Origin of the sequence: Brucella pituitosa (genome assembly GCF_003049685.1) — a bacterium.
Classification (GTDB): domain Bacteria; phylum Pseudomonadota; class Alphaproteobacteria; order Rhizobiales; family Rhizobiaceae; genus Brucella; species Brucella pituitosa.
In genome coordinates this window covers 1-16,835 of record NZ_PYSY02000001.1, presented here as the reverse complement: position 1 = coordinate 16,835, position 16,835 = coordinate 1, and the positions used below count along the sequence as shown (strand labels likewise).

The following is a 16,835-nucleotide window of genomic DNA, read 5'->3' as shown; positions in this document are numbered from 1 at the left end:
AGGCGGCTTTGGGAGGACAGCCGGATATTGTCATCATCGGATCGGGTATCGGCGGCGCGAGCATAGCCGCTGGTCTTGCCGCGTCAGGTGCCGACATTCTTATTCTTGAGGCAGGAGAGCGCTTGCCGGACAGGCCGGAAAACCGCGACCCGCGCGCCATTTTCCAGCGGGGATTCTTTCGCCCGAAAGAGTTCTGGTACGAGATCGATGGCACGCCGTTTAATCCCGGCAATTATTACAATGTCGGCGGTAATTCTAAGTTCTTTGGCGCGGTGCTGATCCGCTATCGCCGCGAGGATTTTGTCGAGATGGTGCATCTGGAAGGCGTGTCTCCGGCATGGCCCTTTGCCTATGAGGAGCTGGAGCCGTGGTATAGCCGTGCCGAACAGCTGTTTCAGGTGCGGGGCGAACTGGGCGATGATCCGACCGAACCGGAACATTCAAAGTCCTATCCATATCCGGCGATCCGTGACGAACGACCAATGGCCGATGTTCGTGCGCGGTTGAAGAAAGCGGGGCTTCACCCGGCTTCCCTGCCGCTTGGCGTTGATATCGACCGCTGGTTGGCAAAGGCTAAAACGCCATGGGATGCATTTCCCAACAGCGATGACGGCAAGATGGATGCGGAATCCTGTCCGCTTGCGGCTGCTCTCAAACATCCGAATGTACGGCTGGAAACTTCTGCGCGGGTGACGCGGTTGGAAACCGGGCCGGATGGCAAGGCGATCACCGCAGTTCATTATGTGAAGAATGGCGAGACGCTGGTGCTGCGCCCCAAGCTCGTTATTCTATCCGCTGGCGCAGTTCAGTCGGCAGCGCTCCTGCTGCGTTCAGGACTGGCGAACCGTTCCGATCAGGTCGGCCGCAATTTCATGAACCACAATTCCAGCGCGGTGATTGCTTTCGACCCACGCTATCGTAACGATGCCGTCCACCAGAAGACTTTTGGTTTCAATGATTATTATCTGTCGGATGGAGCAGGCGGACCGCCGCTTGGCAATGCAACTGCTTGGCCGCGTGTCGGGCGAAATCCTGAAAGCCAATATGCCCGCGTGCCGGAATGGCTGCTGACTCGCGTTGCGCGTCATACGATCGATTTTACGCGATGAGCGAAGACCTGCCATCGCCGGAAAGCCGCGTGACAGTTGATGGCGACCGCATCATTCTGCATTGTGCGTTCCAACTGGAAGGCGCATCTGATGCTGGTCGATAAGCTCAAATCCGCGCTCAGGCAGGCAGGTTTCCCGGTAGTGATGTCGCGGGCTTTCGACCGGCGCACGCCATCGCATCAATGTGGCACGGTGCGCATCGGTGATGACCCGGCGACCGCGCCGCTTGATCCTTATTGCCGCGCTTATGATCACCCCAATCTCTATGTGGTTGATGCGTCGTTTCTGCCGACATCGGCGGCGGTCAATCCGGCGCTGACCATTGCCGCGCAAGCCTTGCGCGTGTCCGACAGTCTTAACCGGGAGGTGCTGGCATGAACCGTCAAAGACCTGTTGCAGTGGTAACCGGCGGGCGGCGCGGGATCGGACTTGGTATTGCCCGCGCACTGGCTGCCAAGGGGTTTGATCTGGCGATTACCGACCGCGAGCATGATGAGGCCACCATCCATGAATTGCGCGAGCTTGGCGGACGAGTGGCTTTCTTTGAAAGCGATCTGGCTGCGGTTGGAATGCATGCGGCAACGGTCGCCGCAGTGCTGAAAGAATTTGGCGGCATCGATTGTCTGGTCAACAATGCGGGCATGGGTTCGGTCGAGCGCGGCGATTTCCTTGGGTTGAAGCCGGAAAACTTCGACACGATCATGGATGTGAACCTGCGCGGCACGGTGTTTTTCACGCAGGCCGTGGTGAAGGCGATGCTGGCCGCAACCGAAGTGCGTTTTCCACGCAGCATCGTGACGATCAGCTCGGTTTCCTCCGTGATGACTTCGCCCGAACGGCTTGATTACTGCATCAGCAAAGCCGGATTGACTGCCTTCGTGCAGGGGCTTGCGCTACGTCTGGCCGAAGCGCGGATCGGGGTGTTCGAGGTGCGTCCCGGCATCATCCGCACCGATATGACAGCAAAGGTCACTGAGCGTTACGACGGGCTGATCGAAGCCGGTCTGGTGCCGATGAAACGCTGGGGCGAGGCGGGTGACGTCGGCGCGATTGTGGCCGGGCTTGCCGGTGGCGATTTCATTTTTGCGACAGGTTCGGCGATTAATGCCGATGGCGGCCTGTCGATAGCAAAGCTTTAGGAACGGCGTGATGGATTACGATTATATCATCGTGGGTGGCGGGCCTGCCGGTTGTGTTCTTGCCAATCGTCTGAGCGAAGATGCTTCGATAAAAGTGCTGCTGCTTGAGGCTGGTGGAAGCGACTGGAATCCGCTGTTTCACATGCCCGCCGGTTTTGCAAAGATGACCAAAGGTGTGGCGAGCTGGGGGTGGGAAACCGTTCCGCAGAAGCATCTCAAAAACCGTGTGTTGCGCTATACGCAGGCGAAAGTCATCGGTGGTGGCTCCAGCATCAATGCGCAGATTTATACGCGCGGCAATGCCGCCGATTATGATCTCTGGGCTGGCGAAGACGGTTGCACCGGCTGGGATTATCGCCATGTGCTGCCCTATTTCAAACGCGCCGAAGACAATCAGCGCTTCAACGATGATTTTCATTCCTATGGCGGGCCGCTTGGCGTTTCGATGCCATCCGCACCACTGCCGATCTGCGACGCCTATATCCGCGCGGGTCAAGAACTCGGCATTCCATACAATCCGGATTTCAATGGTCGCGAGCAGGCAGGCGTGGGCTTTATCAGCTCACCCAGCGCAATCGCCGCCGTTCCTCCGCGTCGCTTGCCTACCTTACGCCGATCAGGGATCGCAGGAATCTGACTGTGCGGATGAATGCGCCGGTGCGCACTATCGAGCTGGAAAGACCCGCGTAACCGGCGTTACGCTGATGAGCGGCGAGGGCTTGCGCGCAAGCCGCGAGGTGATTGTTTCATCCGGCGCTATCGGCTCACCGAAACTCCTGCTGCAATCGGGCATCGGTCCTGCCGATCATCTCAAAAAACTCGGTGTCAGTGTGAAACACGATCTGCCGGGTGTGGGCGAGAATATGCAGGATCATCTCGACCTGTTTGTCATTGCCGAATGCACGGGCGATCACACCTATGATGGCGTGGCAAAGCTGCACCGCACGCTGGGAGCGGGGCTGCAATATATTCTGCTGCGCTCTGGCCCGGTGGCATCGAGCCTCTTTGAAACCGGCGGTTTCTGGTATGCCGATCCGGACGCCCGCTCGCCGGATATCCAGTTCCATCTGGGGCTTGGTTCGGGCATCGAGGCGGGTGTTGAGAAGCTCAAAAATGCAGGCGTAACGCTCAACTCCGCCTATCTGCATCCGCGCTCGCGTGGAACGGTGCGGCTGGCGTCCAATGATCCGGCATCAGCACCGCTGATCGATCCCAATTACTGGAGCGATCCACATGATCGCAAAATGTCGCTTGAAGGTCTGAAGATCGCGCGCGAAATCATGAGCCAGAATGCATTGAAACCCTATGTCATGGCCGAGCGCCTGCCGGGGCCGAAGGTCGTCAGCGACGATGACCTGTTCGATTATGCCTGTGCCAATGCCAAGACCGACCACCACCCTGTTGGCACCTGCAAGATGGGAACCGATGCGATGGCTGTTGTCGATCTTGATCTGAAAGTGCGAGGGCTGGAAGGTCTGCGGGTTTGCGACAGCTCGATCATGCCGCGGGTTCCTTCCTGCAACACCAATGCGCCGACCATCATGATCGGCGAAAAGGGTGCGGATATTATTCGCGGTCTCGATCCGCTGCCGCCTGTCGTGTTTTCCTGGGAGAAAAACGAACAAAAACGGCGCGCAAGGATTTAGTCGGCTTCCACAACCGGTTCGAAACGAAGATAGCCAGCGATACCTGAACCTTTGTAGTTCGGATTGTCGGATGGATGGTTCACGCCGTCATTGACGGGAATAACCTTGAAATCGAAGGGGGAAATACCTTCGAGGCAGGCAGCATTTACACCAAACTGGTGTGGGCTGGAGCGGCGCTGGTGGAAGGTGTAAATCCCGCATTTCGAGCAGAAATAGTGCTTAGCCGCACCGGTATTGAATTGATACAGCGTCAGCGCATCTTCACCTTCGAGGATTTCCACGCCATCGAGATCGGCGGAAACAGCGACTGCTCCGCGCATCCGGCAATAGGAGCAGGTGCAGCGCCGCGCCGTGTTAAGGCCATCGGAAAGTTTGACGCGAAAGCGCACCGTTCCGCAGTGGCAGGCGCCGTTGGCGACTTGAATATCGGGGTTCATGCTGATCTCCTCTTTCGGGAAAACTGATATTTCGATTTTCACAGCTTTACCATTCCCCAAACTCGATTAAATTCACTTCGACATGTTGGGGAGGGAATTTTATGAGTGGGTTTGCGATTGTCACAGGCGGAAGCACCGGCATCGGTCGACATCTGGTTTCGGCATTTGCGGAAGCCGGATATGCGGTCGCTTTCAGTTTCAGAGGCGACGACGAAGCCGCAAATACACTCATGGAAGAAGTGGAAGCTGCGGGTGGTCAGGCGCTGGGGATCGAATGCGATGTCGGTTCCGGAGCCGAGGTCGAAGAGTTCTTCGATGAGGTCTGCAGCTGGTATGGTGATGCACCCGATGTGCTCGTCAACAATGCAGGCATCCAGACATGGGCGCCTTTACTGGAGCTTTCCGAGGAAGGCTGGGACGATGTGATCCGCACCAATATGAAAGGCTGCTTTCTCAACACGAAGTCTGCTGCCAAGCGGATGGTCGATGTCGGCAAGGGTGGTGCAATTATCAATATTGGCTCGGGCTGCAATAAGCTCGCATTCCCGAAGCTCGTTTCCTATACCGCGTCCAAGGGCGGGATTGAGCAGTTCACCAAAGTGTCTGCAGTGGAGCTTGGACCCCATGCCATCCGCGTCAATTGCGTGGCTCCCGGTGCGATTTACAATGAACGCACGGCTCAGGAACAGCCTGATTATGCAGAAACATGGGGTCGGATTACGCCACTGCGACGGGTCGGCACAGTAGAAGATCTTTCCGGTCCGGTGCTGTTTCTGGCGTCCGATGCTGCGCGGTTTGTTTCAGGCCAGACGATCTGGGTCGATGGCGGCCTGTTTTCACAGGCCAACTGGCCTTATGAGGGGTGAGGGATTGCTAGTATTCTGTAATTTTCGCACCAATTGGGCGTTCCTCAATCATATCTACCACCGGCTTTATTGATGGGCAGAAATGCTAGTGTTTTAGCTTGTATAATTACTTGATACTCAATTCATACTACCAATGAATTGCACTTTTCATATCCTTTGTGTTGGTTACGGTTTACTGGCCTTCATTGGAAGGTAAACAATATGGGAGTAATACAATGCAAATTGACCTTAAAGATCAAGTATCAATAGAAGCGCTGACGAAGGGGGCTTTCTATCACGCTAACGCGACCAGAGTGCACGGATAGCCAATCCACTCTAGGGTATAATGATAAAAATGGTTCGGGCAACAAGCCTGTTTAAAATTTTCTTTACAGGGGCGATTGTTATCGCCCCTTTCGTCTTTAATGGGAGAAGATATATTGATGAATGCCGTTCAATCTCAAGCTCCAATTTTTTCGATCGGTGTCGAGAATGCCCGCGATTTTGCCTGCAAAAATTTACGGATCGATGACGCTCCCCTCCCGCTAGCCCATACGCGAGACAGATTGGTAATGGGCAGGTTAACCGAACAAGCTTCTCTCTCTTGTTTGCCGATCTAATTCCCAAAATCCGGCATCAGCTTGATCATCCGTTGGTCGGGATCGTTGCTATTGACGTACCGCAAGTGTCTAAAGATGCCACCGTCGATGCAATCGTAGGTTCCTTGATTGCAGTATCACTTACACAAGCAATTATGCCGAGCTTGCCCGATCGTGAGAACGAAACGCCGTTTTCAATTTTTTACTGCGTCAAAAGATAATAGTAAGAAGCTGGATCGCGTAGGTATACGCGGCCTCTCTCCTACTGATGTTCTGGATTTTCATTCTGATGGGTCTATTGTCGATGGTAAACTGTCAGTTCCAGACTACATTTCCATTTTTAACGTGTTTATCAATTACCACGATAGAGGCAACTTTTTATTGGGTTCCGACGAGCACAATTTCAAGCTTTTCTCATATCGTCGAAAAGGTAGGATTGTCGCAGGAATACTGTTTCAGCCTCACTCCTGCTGTTTATGATAACGGCCAATCTGATGTTAAGGTTGTAGATAGGCGCGCAAGGGCGGCAATTTTTACCCGTGCTCTAGACGGGTCAATTACCACTTTTATGAATGGTACTTTGAAGGTCGGGCCGGTACTAGCATCGATCAAGCAGAAGACATCACCGCTGAAATCAAGACAGCTATTTCGACCAATCCGATTCGTTATTCAATTCCGCAGGAAAGCCGGAGGCTTATCCTTCTCAATAATGCGAACGGGTTTCATGCTCGCGATATTTTTTGAAAACCCTATGGAAGAATATCCCGTTACCCGAACATATCTGCGAAGCGCTTCCATTGCTGGTAAAGTTGTCGGTCAGATAGTTGAGGACTGATTTTGCTTCAAAGAGTTTTTAAGTATTTTGAACAGTTAGTTGATTTTCACTATCATGGTCTGCGGGCGCATCAGTCGCGTACTGTGCTCGCACTTTTCTTTGTTCTCATAAAACCGTTTCGGTGGCTGATTGTGGCATCTGCGCTGTCTGGTGCTGCCCTTACGGCGATTGACCTGCTTAGAATGTGGGCTGTGGCGTATATCGTTGATATGGTCGCGCATTCGCCCGAACTCAATTTAACTTTTGCAACGTTCACCTTTTTTGGCTCGTTGATTGTCGCTTATGCGGTAGCTGATCCTGCATTCTGGCTCATCAATTACATGCTTCGAATGCAGGCGCTTCGATCACAGACAAAATCATCAGCCCTTTGGCAGTCGCACAAGGCTGCTTCTCAACACGATATGGAATATTTCCATTCGCACCACGCAGGCCAGATTTCCGGGCGCATAGGGCAACTCTCGAATGCAGTGCAATCGGGTATAGAAATTCTAGCTGGTCGTTTCCACTCGGTTTTGTGCGTTTTGCAGGCTCTGCCGTTCTTATTGCCTATCTTGCCCCTCTATTTGTCGTTCCAGTGTTGATTTGGATTTTACTAAATGGATTGTTAGCGATCTATCTTGTGCCAAAGTTCAATGCTCAAGCTGAAAAAATTTCCGAGACGTCCAGCATTGTAAATGGCGCTATTACAGAATATTTTTCAAATATTCGTGCGATAAAAACCTTATTTGCTTACGATGCAGAGAACAGTTTTGTTCTTTCAAAAATCGATAAGCAACACGAAACAAACCTCGATATCAACCGTTTAACAACGATTGCTGGACTGTTCATTCGTGTGCTGAACACAGGTCTGGTTTCCAGTATTCTCACATTGGGCTTATACGGATTAGCACAGGGATTGATATCGCCTGGTGAGTTTGTTGCAGGAATTACCCTAGCCGGGGGCATGGCTGCGGATGCTGGTTGGTTTGTAGGGGTGTGGGAAGGGCTAACTCAGACATTCGGCACGATCAGAGATGCGCGTTCAACTGTTACGGCAAGACCAATCGTTAAAGACGGCAGCGAGCGTCTACGGGTATCCAATCCACTACACATTTCATTGCATAACGTCAGTTTTTCTTACGGATTACGGCAAACTTTGAGGAATATCTCGTTCGAGATAGAGGCAGGCCAGAAGGTTGGTATTGTTGGGCCCTCTGGAGCGGGTAAATCTACGCTTATCGATCTAATGCTGAGATTATACGATGTTGATGCAGGACAGATTGCGCTTGATGGGCAGGATATTCGCTCTGTAAAGATTTCTGAGTTACGGGGTGTGTTTTCGGTTGTTGCGCAAAGCGACATGCTGTTTCATCGTTCGATAAAGGAGAACATCGCGTTTGGCGCGGAAACCTCCAACAATGCAGTAATAAAACATGCAGCCGAGTTGGCAGATGCATCTTCGTTTATTGAAGAACTTGCCCCGGACGGGAGGGGCTTTGACGTAGTAGTTGGAGAGAGGGGGGCGAGACTTTCCGGTGGTCAACAACAACGCATTTTACTCGCACGCGCCTTCCTACAAAATCGGCCCGTTCTTATTCTTGACGAAGCCACCTCCGCTCTCGATACCAATAGTGAAAGCTTGATTAAGAATGCAATTGCGTCGCTTGACGCAGATACAACTGTTATCGCAGTTGCACATCGCCTTTCCACCGTTAGAGACTTTGATAAAATCATAGTTCTAGACAACGGTGCTGTCGTGGCAATGGGACCACATGACAATCTCATTCAATTCTGTGAGCTTTATCGTGAGTTGTGGATTAAGCAGGCTGGCCTGACGGCGATGTAGAATACGCTGTAGCGAGGTCGGAGACCGTAGGAAACGCGACGGGTTGGTATAATTGAAAACACCAAAATCAGTGACTTTCACCTGATTGATACCAACTTAAACTCTTTAATGAACTAAAGGGATTAAATGGTGATCCCGACTGGATTCGAACCAGTGGCCTCAAGATTAGGAATCTTGCGCTCTATCCTACTGAGCTACGGGACCAGTCATCAAAACGCCCGGATTTAATGGCTTAGAGCGACCTTTGTGCGTCCGAAAAGACGCTCGGCGTTCTAATGGGCCAGAGCATTTTCCGACACATACTGTTTTCATGGCTTTCGCCAACCCCGCAAAAGCGGGGCAGGCGCATTTCTTCTTCTGAAACGAATTTAAGCGGCCAGCGCGGTTTCAACCACCGACACAAAATAGCTCACGCCATAGGGAATGGCTTCGTCGTTGAAGTCATAGGCGGATGATGCAGGCCCGGCGTGTCACCATTGCCGAGGAAGATGTAAGCGCCCGGACGTGCTTCCAGCATATAAGAGAAGTCTTCGGCGGCCATCATCGGGGCCACATCGGTCTTCACTTGCCTTCGCCCGCCACATTCTTTGCAACACGAGCCGCAAAGTCGGTCTGGTCGTCATGATTATAAGTGACAGGATAGTTGTTCTTGTAGCGCACGGTGATTTCAGCACCTGTAAGCATGGCGATACCTGCCGCTGCTTCGCGAATACGCCGTTCAGCATAGGCACGGGTTTCTTTGCTCAATGTGCGTACGGTGCCAGATAATTTCGCCGTTTCCGGAATGACATTATAGGCTTCGCCCGCATGGAACTTCGTGATGGAAATGACGAGTGAATCCAGCGGATCGATATTGCGTGCGACAATGCCCTGAATGGCAAGATGCAGCTGTGAACCGGCAAGGATTGGATCAATCGTGCGGTGCGGTTGTGCTGCATGACCACCGCGCCCCTTGATGGAAAGATCGAACTCGTCGGTTGCCGCCATGATCGGGCCTTTGCACATGGCGAACTGGCCGACGGCAAGGCTTGGCAGATTGTGCACGCCATAGACTTCCGCAATACCGAAACGATCCATCACGCCGTCCTGAACCATGGCGAGCGCGCCTGCACCGCCTTCTTCAGCTGGCTGGAAAAGCAATACGGCAGAGCCACGAAAATTACGGGTTTCTGTCAGATATTGTGCGGCACCCAGCAGCATGGATGTGTGGCCATCATGACCGCAGGAGTGCGCTTTTCCCGGGTTTTTCGATGCCCATTCGACACCGCTTGTCTCGGTGATCGGCAGCGCATCCATATCGGCACGAAGACCGATAGCCGGACCATCGCCATGCCGCCCCTTGATGACCGCGACAACGCCACTACGGCCGACACCGGTTTCAACGAGATCGCAGCCGAAGGATTTCAGCTTTTCTTCGACAAAGCGCGCCGTCTCGTGAACGTCATAAAGAAGTTCGGGATTCTGGTGCAGATGACGACGCCATGCGGCGATCTCCGCTTGAGCTCGACGGCACGATTGAGCACTGGCATTTCGGAAATATCCTGAGATTCTTATGATGCAGAAGTTGCGAGAATATGACGTTTCGGTGAAAGCGGGCAATCCCTATTTGCCTTTTCCTTGCCACATGGCATAGATAAGAGCAGTGCAAATTCTCCTTTGACTGGTGTATTCGCAAGCCGTTGCGGCTTTTGGAGGTCGATGCAACAGGAAGCGGAACCGATAACCCGCAGGCATTGCGGCTCTCGTTGATTGGAACTACGAAATGATTTCGAAACCGTTGAAAATCTGGTTTGCAACTGCGGCAATTTCTGGCCTTGCCCTGGCTGGTGCTTTGTCCGCTGCTACCGCCAACCCATCGATTGCGGTGGATGTTGCAAGTGGCAAGGTTTATTCTGCGCAGGATCCTTTTCAGCGCTGGTATCCGGCTTCGCTCACCAAGATGATGACGGCTTATGTCACTTTCCGTGCTCTTCAGGCAGGACAGATGACGCTTGAATCCCCTGTAAAAATGACGGTTAACGCCTCGAAAGAACCGCCGAGCAAGATGGGCTATCGTCCTGGCTCCGTGTTGACGCTCGACAATGCACTCAAGATCATGCTCGTGAAATCGGCCAATGACGTTTCGGTTGCCGTTGCGGAAGCCGTTGGCGGTACGGAATCGGCTTTCGTGCAGCGTATGAATGCGGAAGCCCAGCGCATCGGCATGAGCGGATCGCATTTTGCCAATCCAAACGGTCTGCATGATCCGAACAATTATTCGACCGCGCACGATCTGGCTGTTCTTGGCGTGCAGCTGCGTCGCGAGTTTCCGCAATATGCGCATTATTTCAATACAGAAGCCATTGATGCGGGCGACGGCAAGAAGCCACAGGCCAATTACAATATTCTGCTTGGCCGCTTCGATGGTGCCGATGGCATGAAGACCGGTTTTGTCTGTGCATCAGGCTTCAATCTGGCCAGCTCTGCAACCCGTCAGGGCCGCACCATTCTCGCAGTTGTGCTGGGTGCTGATCGTCAGAAACCCGCGCTGTGCAGGCAGCACAGCTGATGACCGATGCATTCCGCAGCAATGGTGCCGGTGTGCCGACACTTGGTGGAATGGTGCCGCCAGCAAGTAGCTCCGTCTATCAGGCCGTGGATATGCGCAAGACCATTTGCAACCAGCAGGCCATGGCTGATCGCTGGGACGGTCGCGATGTCGAAGGGCGTTTGCAGCTCAATTCGCCTTATATTCATGCGATGACCCGTGAACCGGTGCCGGTTCAGGTCGGACTTGTCTCAGCGCCGCCTGCAAAGGTAACAAAAGTCGGGCAGCTCGATATTTCGCAGATTCCTGTGCCGATGCCACGCCCGCAGCGTGCTGCGGCCTCAATCAACTAAGAATAGAGCCATGCCGCATCCAATTCCTGTTTCCGTGCTGACCGGCTTTCTTGGCTCGGGCAAGACAACGCTGCTCAATCGCCTGCTGAAAGACCCTGCACTCACGGATACTGCCGTCATCATCAATGAATTTGGTGAGGTCAGTATCGATCATCTGCTGGTCGAAGAAGCAAGCGAAGGCGTGATAGAGCTCGCCGATGGCTGCCTGTGCTGCACGGTGCGTGGTGAATTGGTGGATACACTGGCCGATCTGATCGACCGTCTGCAGACCGGGCGTATCAAGGCATTGAAGCGGATCATCATCGAGACGACCGGCCTTGCCGATCCGGCTCCGGTGTTGCATTCGATCATGGGACATCCGGTGCTGATGCAGGCTTTACGCCTTGATGGTGTGCTTGCGACCGTTGATGCCGTCAATGGCATGGCAACGCTCGACAACCATGAGGAAGCGGTCAAACAGGCTGCGATGGCCGACCGCATCATCATCACAAAAGCAGATATGCCAGAAGCGCAGGCGGGTCTGGCAGCCCTGAAAGCAAGGCTGCAACTGCTCAATCCGGGTGCGGATATACTGGAAGCTTCCGATACGCGCACGGGATATGCGGCTCTTTTTGAATGCGGGTTGTATAATCCCGAAACCAAGACGGCTGATGTGCAGCGCTGGCTGAAGGCGGAAGCTTACGAGGATGATCATCACCACGATCATGCTCATCATCACGACCACGATCATGTGTGGGCCGGATTGCAATCATGATCACGATCACGCCCACAATCATGGGCATCACCATCATCATGACGACGCAATCCGCTCCTTCTCGCTGCGGCACAAGGAACCGATCCGTTTTCGACCTTTGAGATGTTTCTCGATCTGCTGCGTTCGACCCATGGTGAAAAGTTGTTGCGCGTGAAGGGAATTGTGCAGATTGCCGAAGATCCTGATCGTCCGCTGGTCATCCATGGTGTGCAGAAAATCTTCCATCCACCGGCACGCCTGCCGAAATGGCCCAAGGATGAGCACGAGACGCTTCTGGTGATGATCGTGAAGGATTTGCCGGAAACCTACGTGCGCGAGCTTTTCGATGCGTTTATGGGCAAGGCAGGGATTGATCGTCCCGATCGCGCGGCCATGATGGATAACCCGCTGGCTATTCCCGGATTTTCCACCCGATAAATAGTTGCGCTGATAATTATTTCTTCTGAATAAGAAAACGATGCAGGTTTTCGTCACGTTCCTGCGCGAGCAGGCGTGGCCTTCCTGCGTGCAGAAATGTGGAAGATCAATGCCGGATAGCGGGTCAGTCGCTTCCACCCAGAGACGTGCGCCGCTCGGCATGTTTTGAAGGCGATTGCGCGTCTTTAAAACAGGAAGAGGGCATTTAAGCCCTCAGATCATAGACGGGAACGTCTTTATCCATCTGCTGTCAATTACCGCCCAGTTTCCACCATGGCTTTTTCTTTTCAGGCGCAGGTGCCGCGACATTATCTGCAACTGTGCTTGCAGTGGTCATTGGCGAAACAGCTGTCGGGTTTTCCTGCGGAACAGGAACAGCCGCGGTCTGAGCCGGAGGAGTTGCAGCGGGCGCCGATGCTGCAGGAGCCGCGAGCGCTGGTGTTGCGGCAATTGCTGTCGGCTGTGCCGAGATTGGGGTTGCTGCAGGCGCAATATCCGGTGCATTCGGCGTTTCAGCCGAAGTTGGCGAAAGCGACGGCGGTTCGCGCGTTACCTTTTCGCCGCGTGCACGAGCGGCACTCCAGGCGGAAACGAGCTTTGCTTCGGTAATGCCCTGAATGGACGGTGCCGGCTTCTTCTGTGCTGCGCTGAAAGCAGACTGGAAGGTCTTTTCATACGACGTGGTATAAGCCATCGATTCCGCATTGGCCGAAGGCGGGCAGGCGTCGTTTGCTGAAAGTGGCTGGCCGTCTGGTGTCGGTACGTTGAAGACATAACGCTTTTCGCAGACGTCAACTTTTGGCGGTACTTTGGTCACTTCAAAAGAATCATAGCCCTGCTTGAGCATTTTCCAGAAGCTGTAATTCGGATCGCTCTTATAGCGCGCCATGTTGGCAGCGGTCATGCGAAACGGAAATGCCTGAATCTGGAAATCACGCTGGCCACCCTTGAAGGCATCGCGACCAAAGGCATAAATCTCGCTGACGCTCTCATCGGTCATCGAATAGCAGCCCGACGACGAGCAGGCACCGTGCACCATCAGATTCTGGCCGGTGCGGTTGTGGGCGCGGTCATAGGCATTCGGGAAGCCCATGTTGAATGCAAGGTGATATTGTGAGTTCGGATTCATCTGAGCGGGGCGGACGTTATAGAAGCCCTCCGGTGCCTGACGATCACCTTCGATGAATTTGGGACCGAGCTTGCCCGACCATTTGCAGATCTCATAAGATGCAATTTGATCGTATTTGCCGTTATTCTTCTGTTTCCAGACTTCGAGGACGCCTTCTTCCTTGAAAATACGCACCATGACCGGCGAAGTGCGGGTCATGCCCTTCGTCTTCATTTTGGCAACGATTTTCTCGAAAGTGGTTTTCAGCCCGCAGGCTGAGATCGGAAACGGATGAACCCTGACAGCCCGCAAGCAGAGCGGATGCCATAAGTGTTCCAAGAAGTGCGGTTCTGATCTTCATATCGCATCGAGCCTGTTAGAGCTGCGCCTTCTGACGCATTTGAGCAAATCTGACTTTTTCGGTGCCGGGATATTAACAACTAAACCTTTCGGTATCGTTGATAAACCGTTGCTCAATTACCTAAAAAACACAGTGACCGCAATATGGCGGAAATGACGACATGATGCAAATCCGGCGCAGTTTGAGCTGCGCCGGCATGGCTTTTTGAATTTTATAGTAAATTAAAGGTTACGACCGATGTCGAGGAACTTCTGACGACGTTCCTGCTTGAGTGTCTCGCCGTCGATATCCTTCATTGAGCGTAGCGAGGCGGTAATGATGTCGCCTGCAGCTGCAATGGTGGATTCCTTGCCGCGATGTGCACCGCCAAGCGGTTCCGGATGATGCCGTCGATGACCTTGAGGTCGAACAGATCCTGCGCGGTGATGCGCATGTTGGAGGCAGCATCCTTTGCACGGGTCGAATCGTGCCAGAGGATCGAAGCCGCACCTTCCGGCGAAATCACCGAATAGATCGAATGTTCGAGCATATAGACGCGGTTTGCGACAGCAATCGCGATTGCACCGCCCGAACCGCCTTCACCGATGATGATCGAGATAACAGGCACGCGCAGCTTGGACATTCTGCCGTTGAGCGCGCAATGGCTTCTGCCTGACCGCGTTCTTCTGCACTGACGCCCGGATAAGCACCTGCTGTATCAACGAAGGTGATCAGCGGCAGCTGGAAACGGTCGGCCATTTCCATGATGCGGACGGCCTTGCGGTAGCCTTCAGGACGGGCCGAGCCGAAATTGTGCTTGAGACGCGTCTTGGTGTCCGAGCCTTTTCCTGACCGAGAATGGCAGGGCTGGCCATTGAAGCGGGCAAAGCCGCCCTGAATGGCTTCGTCATTGGCAAACTGGCGGTCGCCGGCCAAAGGCGTGAACTCGGTGAACAGTGTGCTGATATATTCAAGGCAGTGCGGACGATCCGGGTGGCGGGCGATCTGTGCCTTCTGCCATGGGGTCAGCTTGCGATAGATATCCTTGAGCGCATCGGCCGATCGTTTCTCGAGACGGCTGATCTCGTCGCTCATCTCGACGCTGCCCTGTTCCTGTGCGAGCTTTTTCAGCTCAAGGATCTGGCCTTCGAGGTCTGCGACGGGTTTTTCAAAATCGAGATAGTTGTACATCGGGCCTGACTATTGTGCGTTTCCAGAGATGTTGGCCATAGAACAAGCCCAATAGAGGCTGTTTTACGACGCCCATATTTACTTCGCGCGCATCTTGCAAATTTTTCTGAAATTCTCTTACCCGCCGCGCGCTTAATCGGCAAGCGGATGATGTTCACTTACCAGCTTATGCAGTCTTTCTTCCAGAACATGTGTGTAGATTTGGGTCGTTGAAATATCCGCATGTCCAAGCAATTGCTGCACTGTTCTGAGGTCAGCACCGTTTTGTAAAAGGTGGCTGGCGAAGGCATGACGCAGCACATGCGGGGAGATGGAAGCGCTCGAAAGCCCGGCGCGGGCAGCAAGACTTTTGAGTTCACGCGCGAAAACCTGGCGCGCCAGATGGCCGCTTTCAGAAAAAGCCGGAAAGAGCCAGGGGTTATCGTCGTAGCCCGGCAGGGAATCGCGCAGCGACAGAAAGCGCTGCAATGCCTCGCGCGCCTTTTGTGACAGGGCACCATGCGATCCTTGGAGCCTTTGCCGCGCACGATCAGAAAGCGATGGTCTGTGCGGGCGACACTTGCGGAAGACCCACAAGCTCAAACACGCAATCCCGTCGCGTAAAGCGTTTCAAGCAGCGCGTGAAGGCGAAGCGCTTTGATGCGGTCTGCAGGCTCAAGTGCTTCTTTCGCCTCAAGATCGGCGCGATCAAGAAGGCGCCCGACATTTTCGACGCTCATGATTTTCGGAAGAGGTTTCTGCTTTTTGGGGGCATCGATGACACCGGTGGGATCATCCTGCCTGAAACCCTCCGAATAAAGAAAGCGAAAGAACTGTCTGATTGCGGACAGGCGGCGTGCCTGTGATGTCGCAGCAAAGCCTTCATTGGCCATGCCATCGATTACATGGCGTATATCGTCGGTTTTTGCTTCAGCAAGATTGATGCCGCGCGCGGTCATCACTTCGGCGCAGGCTTCCAGATCGCGTCGATAAGATTCAAGCGTGTTATGCGCGGCTCCGCGTTCGGCGCTCATCATTTCGAGAAAATTCTCAATCGCCAAAGATGCCCGCATGTCTACTCCTGCTTATCCGTCGTATCGGAACCATTGGTCTGGCCGTCTGTGACGGTTTCTGCCGGGGCCAATGCTGGTGCTGGTGCCGGTGCTGGCGGTGGGGCGACGACTGTCTGTTTCAGTTTTGATGCGGGGATTTCGACGGTGATCTCATGGGTAACCGGCTTCACGAAATTGGCGAGCGAGAACATTGCGCCGTAGACAATGGCAGCGATCACAGCAAGCAGGACAAGAATGCGCGTCAGCGTGGGCATGGTGCGTTTATGCTGTGCTATTGAGACGAAAGCAAGGACAGCCAAAGCATGCGCATAAAAAGCCCCATTTGGTGCAGTTCAGGCGATGAAAGCGGATGAAAGCGATTGACGCCGCGCGGTTTTTCATGTGGAACCGGAGGAAATGGATGAGGTTTATGAGCAGTACAACAAAACAGACAAATCTTAACGAGAAGGCGGATGCTGTCCGTCAGCTTCTTGGTGCGAAAGTGGTTGTTCTTGTTGGGCTGATGGGCGCAGGCAAGTCGACCGTGGGTCGCAAGGTGGCGACGATGCTCGGTCTGCCTTTCCGCGATGCCGATAACGAGATTGAGTCCGCCGCCCGCATGACGGTTCCTGAACTGTTTGAAGCCTATGGCGAAGCCGGTTTCGTGATCTGGAGCGCC

General features: G+C 53.7%; 6 protein-coding genes, 1 tRNA gene and 10 pseudogenes. 9 read left to right on the top strand and 8 right to left on the bottom strand.

From position 1 onward, the window contains the following. Positions 1–8: 8 nt before the first annotated feature. The 3 genes and pseudogenes from C9380_RS00080 to C9380_RS00070 all read left to right on the top strand — a co-directional run bounded on the left by C9380_RS00080 (position 9) and on the right by C9380_RS00070 (position 3,894). A pseudogene (locus tag C9380_RS00080) lies at positions 9–1,487 on the top strand (GMC oxidoreductase). Next, complete coding sequence (locus C9380_RS00075; RefSeq protein ID WP_128092742.1) at positions 1,484–2,248, top strand: 3-ketoacyl-ACP reductase; 765 nt, start codon at positions 1,484–1,486, stop codon at positions 2,246–2,248. The pseudogene C9380_RS00080 and the gene C9380_RS00075 overlap by 4 nt, the downstream one beginning before the upstream one ends. Before the next feature lie 10 nt (positions 2,249–2,258). Then, positions 2,259–3,894 (top strand): annotated as a pseudogene (locus C9380_RS00070) (GMC family oxidoreductase). On the opposite strand, the gene C9380_RS00065 reads toward C9380_RS00070, so the two are convergent. Continuing rightward, positions 3,891–4,331: a GFA family protein gene (locus tag C9380_RS00065; protein ID WP_100558434.1), complete on the bottom strand. Its 441-nt coding sequence runs from the start codon at positions 4,329–4,331 to the stop codon at positions 3,891–3,893. The pseudogene C9380_RS00070 and the gene C9380_RS00065 sit on opposite strands and share 4 nt — an antisense overlap. Positions 4,332–4,432: 101 nt before the next feature. On the opposite strand from C9380_RS00065, the gene C9380_RS00060 reads away from it, so the two are divergent. From C9380_RS00060 to C9380_RS00055, 3 genes are all read left to right on the top strand, one after another. Next, positions 4,433–5,197, top strand: a complete 765-nt coding sequence (locus C9380_RS00060) for an SDR family NAD(P)-dependent oxidoreductase (RefSeq protein ID WP_128092741.1) — start codon at positions 4,433–4,435, stop codon at positions 5,195–5,197. 1,415 nt (positions 5,198–6,612) lie between these two features. Then, positions 6,613–7,191 carry an ABC transporter ATP-binding protein gene (locus C9380_RS27325; RefSeq protein WP_252869754.1) on the top strand — a complete coding sequence of 193 codons (579 nt, stop codon included), beginning with the start codon at positions 6,613–6,615 and terminating at the stop codon, positions 7,189–7,191. After that, on the top strand, positions 7,125–8,435 hold the full coding sequence (locus tag C9380_RS00055; protein WP_252869753.1) for an ABC transporter ATP-binding protein: 1,311 nt from the start codon (positions 7,125–7,127) through the stop codon (positions 8,433–8,435). Before C9380_RS27325 ends, C9380_RS00055 begins: the two co-directional genes overlap by 67 nt. A gap of 127 nt (positions 8,436–8,562) precedes the next feature. Here C9380_RS00055 and C9380_RS00050 read toward each other — a convergent pair. Then, a tRNA-Arg gene (locus C9380_RS00050) sits at positions 8,563–8,639 on the bottom strand. Between the two features lie 205 nt (positions 8,640–8,844). Beyond that, a pseudogene (locus C9380_RS00045) lies at positions 8,845–10,034 on the bottom strand (M20 aminoacylase family protein). 163 nt (positions 10,035–10,197) lie between these two features. Here C9380_RS00045 and C9380_RS00040 point away from each other — a divergent pair. Both C9380_RS00040 and C9380_RS00035 read left to right on the top strand, forming a co-directional pair. Then, positions 10,198–11,315: pseudogene (locus C9380_RS00040) on the top strand (D-alanyl-D-alanine carboxypeptidase family protein). Between the two features lie 10 nt (positions 11,316–11,325). Next, a pseudogene (locus tag C9380_RS00035) lies at positions 11,326–12,486 on the top strand (CobW family GTP-binding protein). 16 nt (positions 12,487–12,502) lie between these two features. On the opposite strand, the pseudogene C9380_RS00030 reads toward C9380_RS00035, so the two are convergent. From C9380_RS00030 to C9380_RS00010, 5 genes and pseudogenes are all read right to left on the bottom strand, one after another. Continuing rightward, positions 12,503–12,730: pseudogene (locus C9380_RS00030) on the bottom strand (sulfurtransferase TusA family protein). Positions 12,731–12,736: 6 nt separating this feature from the next. Further along, positions 12,737–13,955: pseudogene (locus C9380_RS00025) on the bottom strand (hypothetical protein). 221 nt (positions 13,956–14,176) lie between these two features. Then, positions 14,177–15,125, bottom strand: a pseudogene (locus C9380_RS00020) (acetyl-CoA carboxylase carboxyltransferase subunit alpha). Between the two features lie 132 nt (positions 15,126–15,257). Next, a pseudogene (gene xerD, locus C9380_RS00015) lies at positions 15,258–16,177 on the bottom strand (site-specific tyrosine recombinase XerD). Between the two features lie 2 nt (positions 16,178–16,179). Beyond that, on the bottom strand, positions 16,180–16,431 hold the full coding sequence (locus C9380_RS00010; RefSeq protein ID WP_105731195.1) for a hypothetical protein: 252 nt from the start codon (positions 16,429–16,431) through the stop codon (positions 16,180–16,182). A 155-nt stretch (positions 16,432–16,586) separates the two neighbouring features. On the opposite strand from C9380_RS00010, the pseudogene C9380_RS00005 reads away from it, so the two are divergent. Then, a pseudogene (locus C9380_RS00005) lies at positions 16,587–16,835 on the top strand (shikimate kinase); the annotation flags it as partial.

Excerpts from the sequence above, each read along its gene's own strand:
- C9380_RS00060 (WP_128092741.1), top strand. The coding sequence starts at position 4,433 with ATGAGTGGGTTTGCGATTGTCACAGGCGGAAGCACCGGCATCGGTCGA.
- C9380_RS00075 (WP_128092742.1), top strand. The coding sequence starts at position 1,484 with ATGAACCGTCAAAGACCTGTTGCAGTGGTAACCGGCGGGCGGCGCGGG.
- C9380_RS00065 (WP_100558434.1), bottom strand. The coding sequence starts at position 4,331 with ATGAACCCCGATATTCAAGTCGCCAACGGCGCCTGCCACTGCGGAACG.
- C9380_RS00010 (WP_105731195.1), bottom strand. The coding sequence starts at position 16,431 with ATGCCCACGCTGACGCGCATTCTTGTCCTGCTTGCTGTGATCGCTGCC.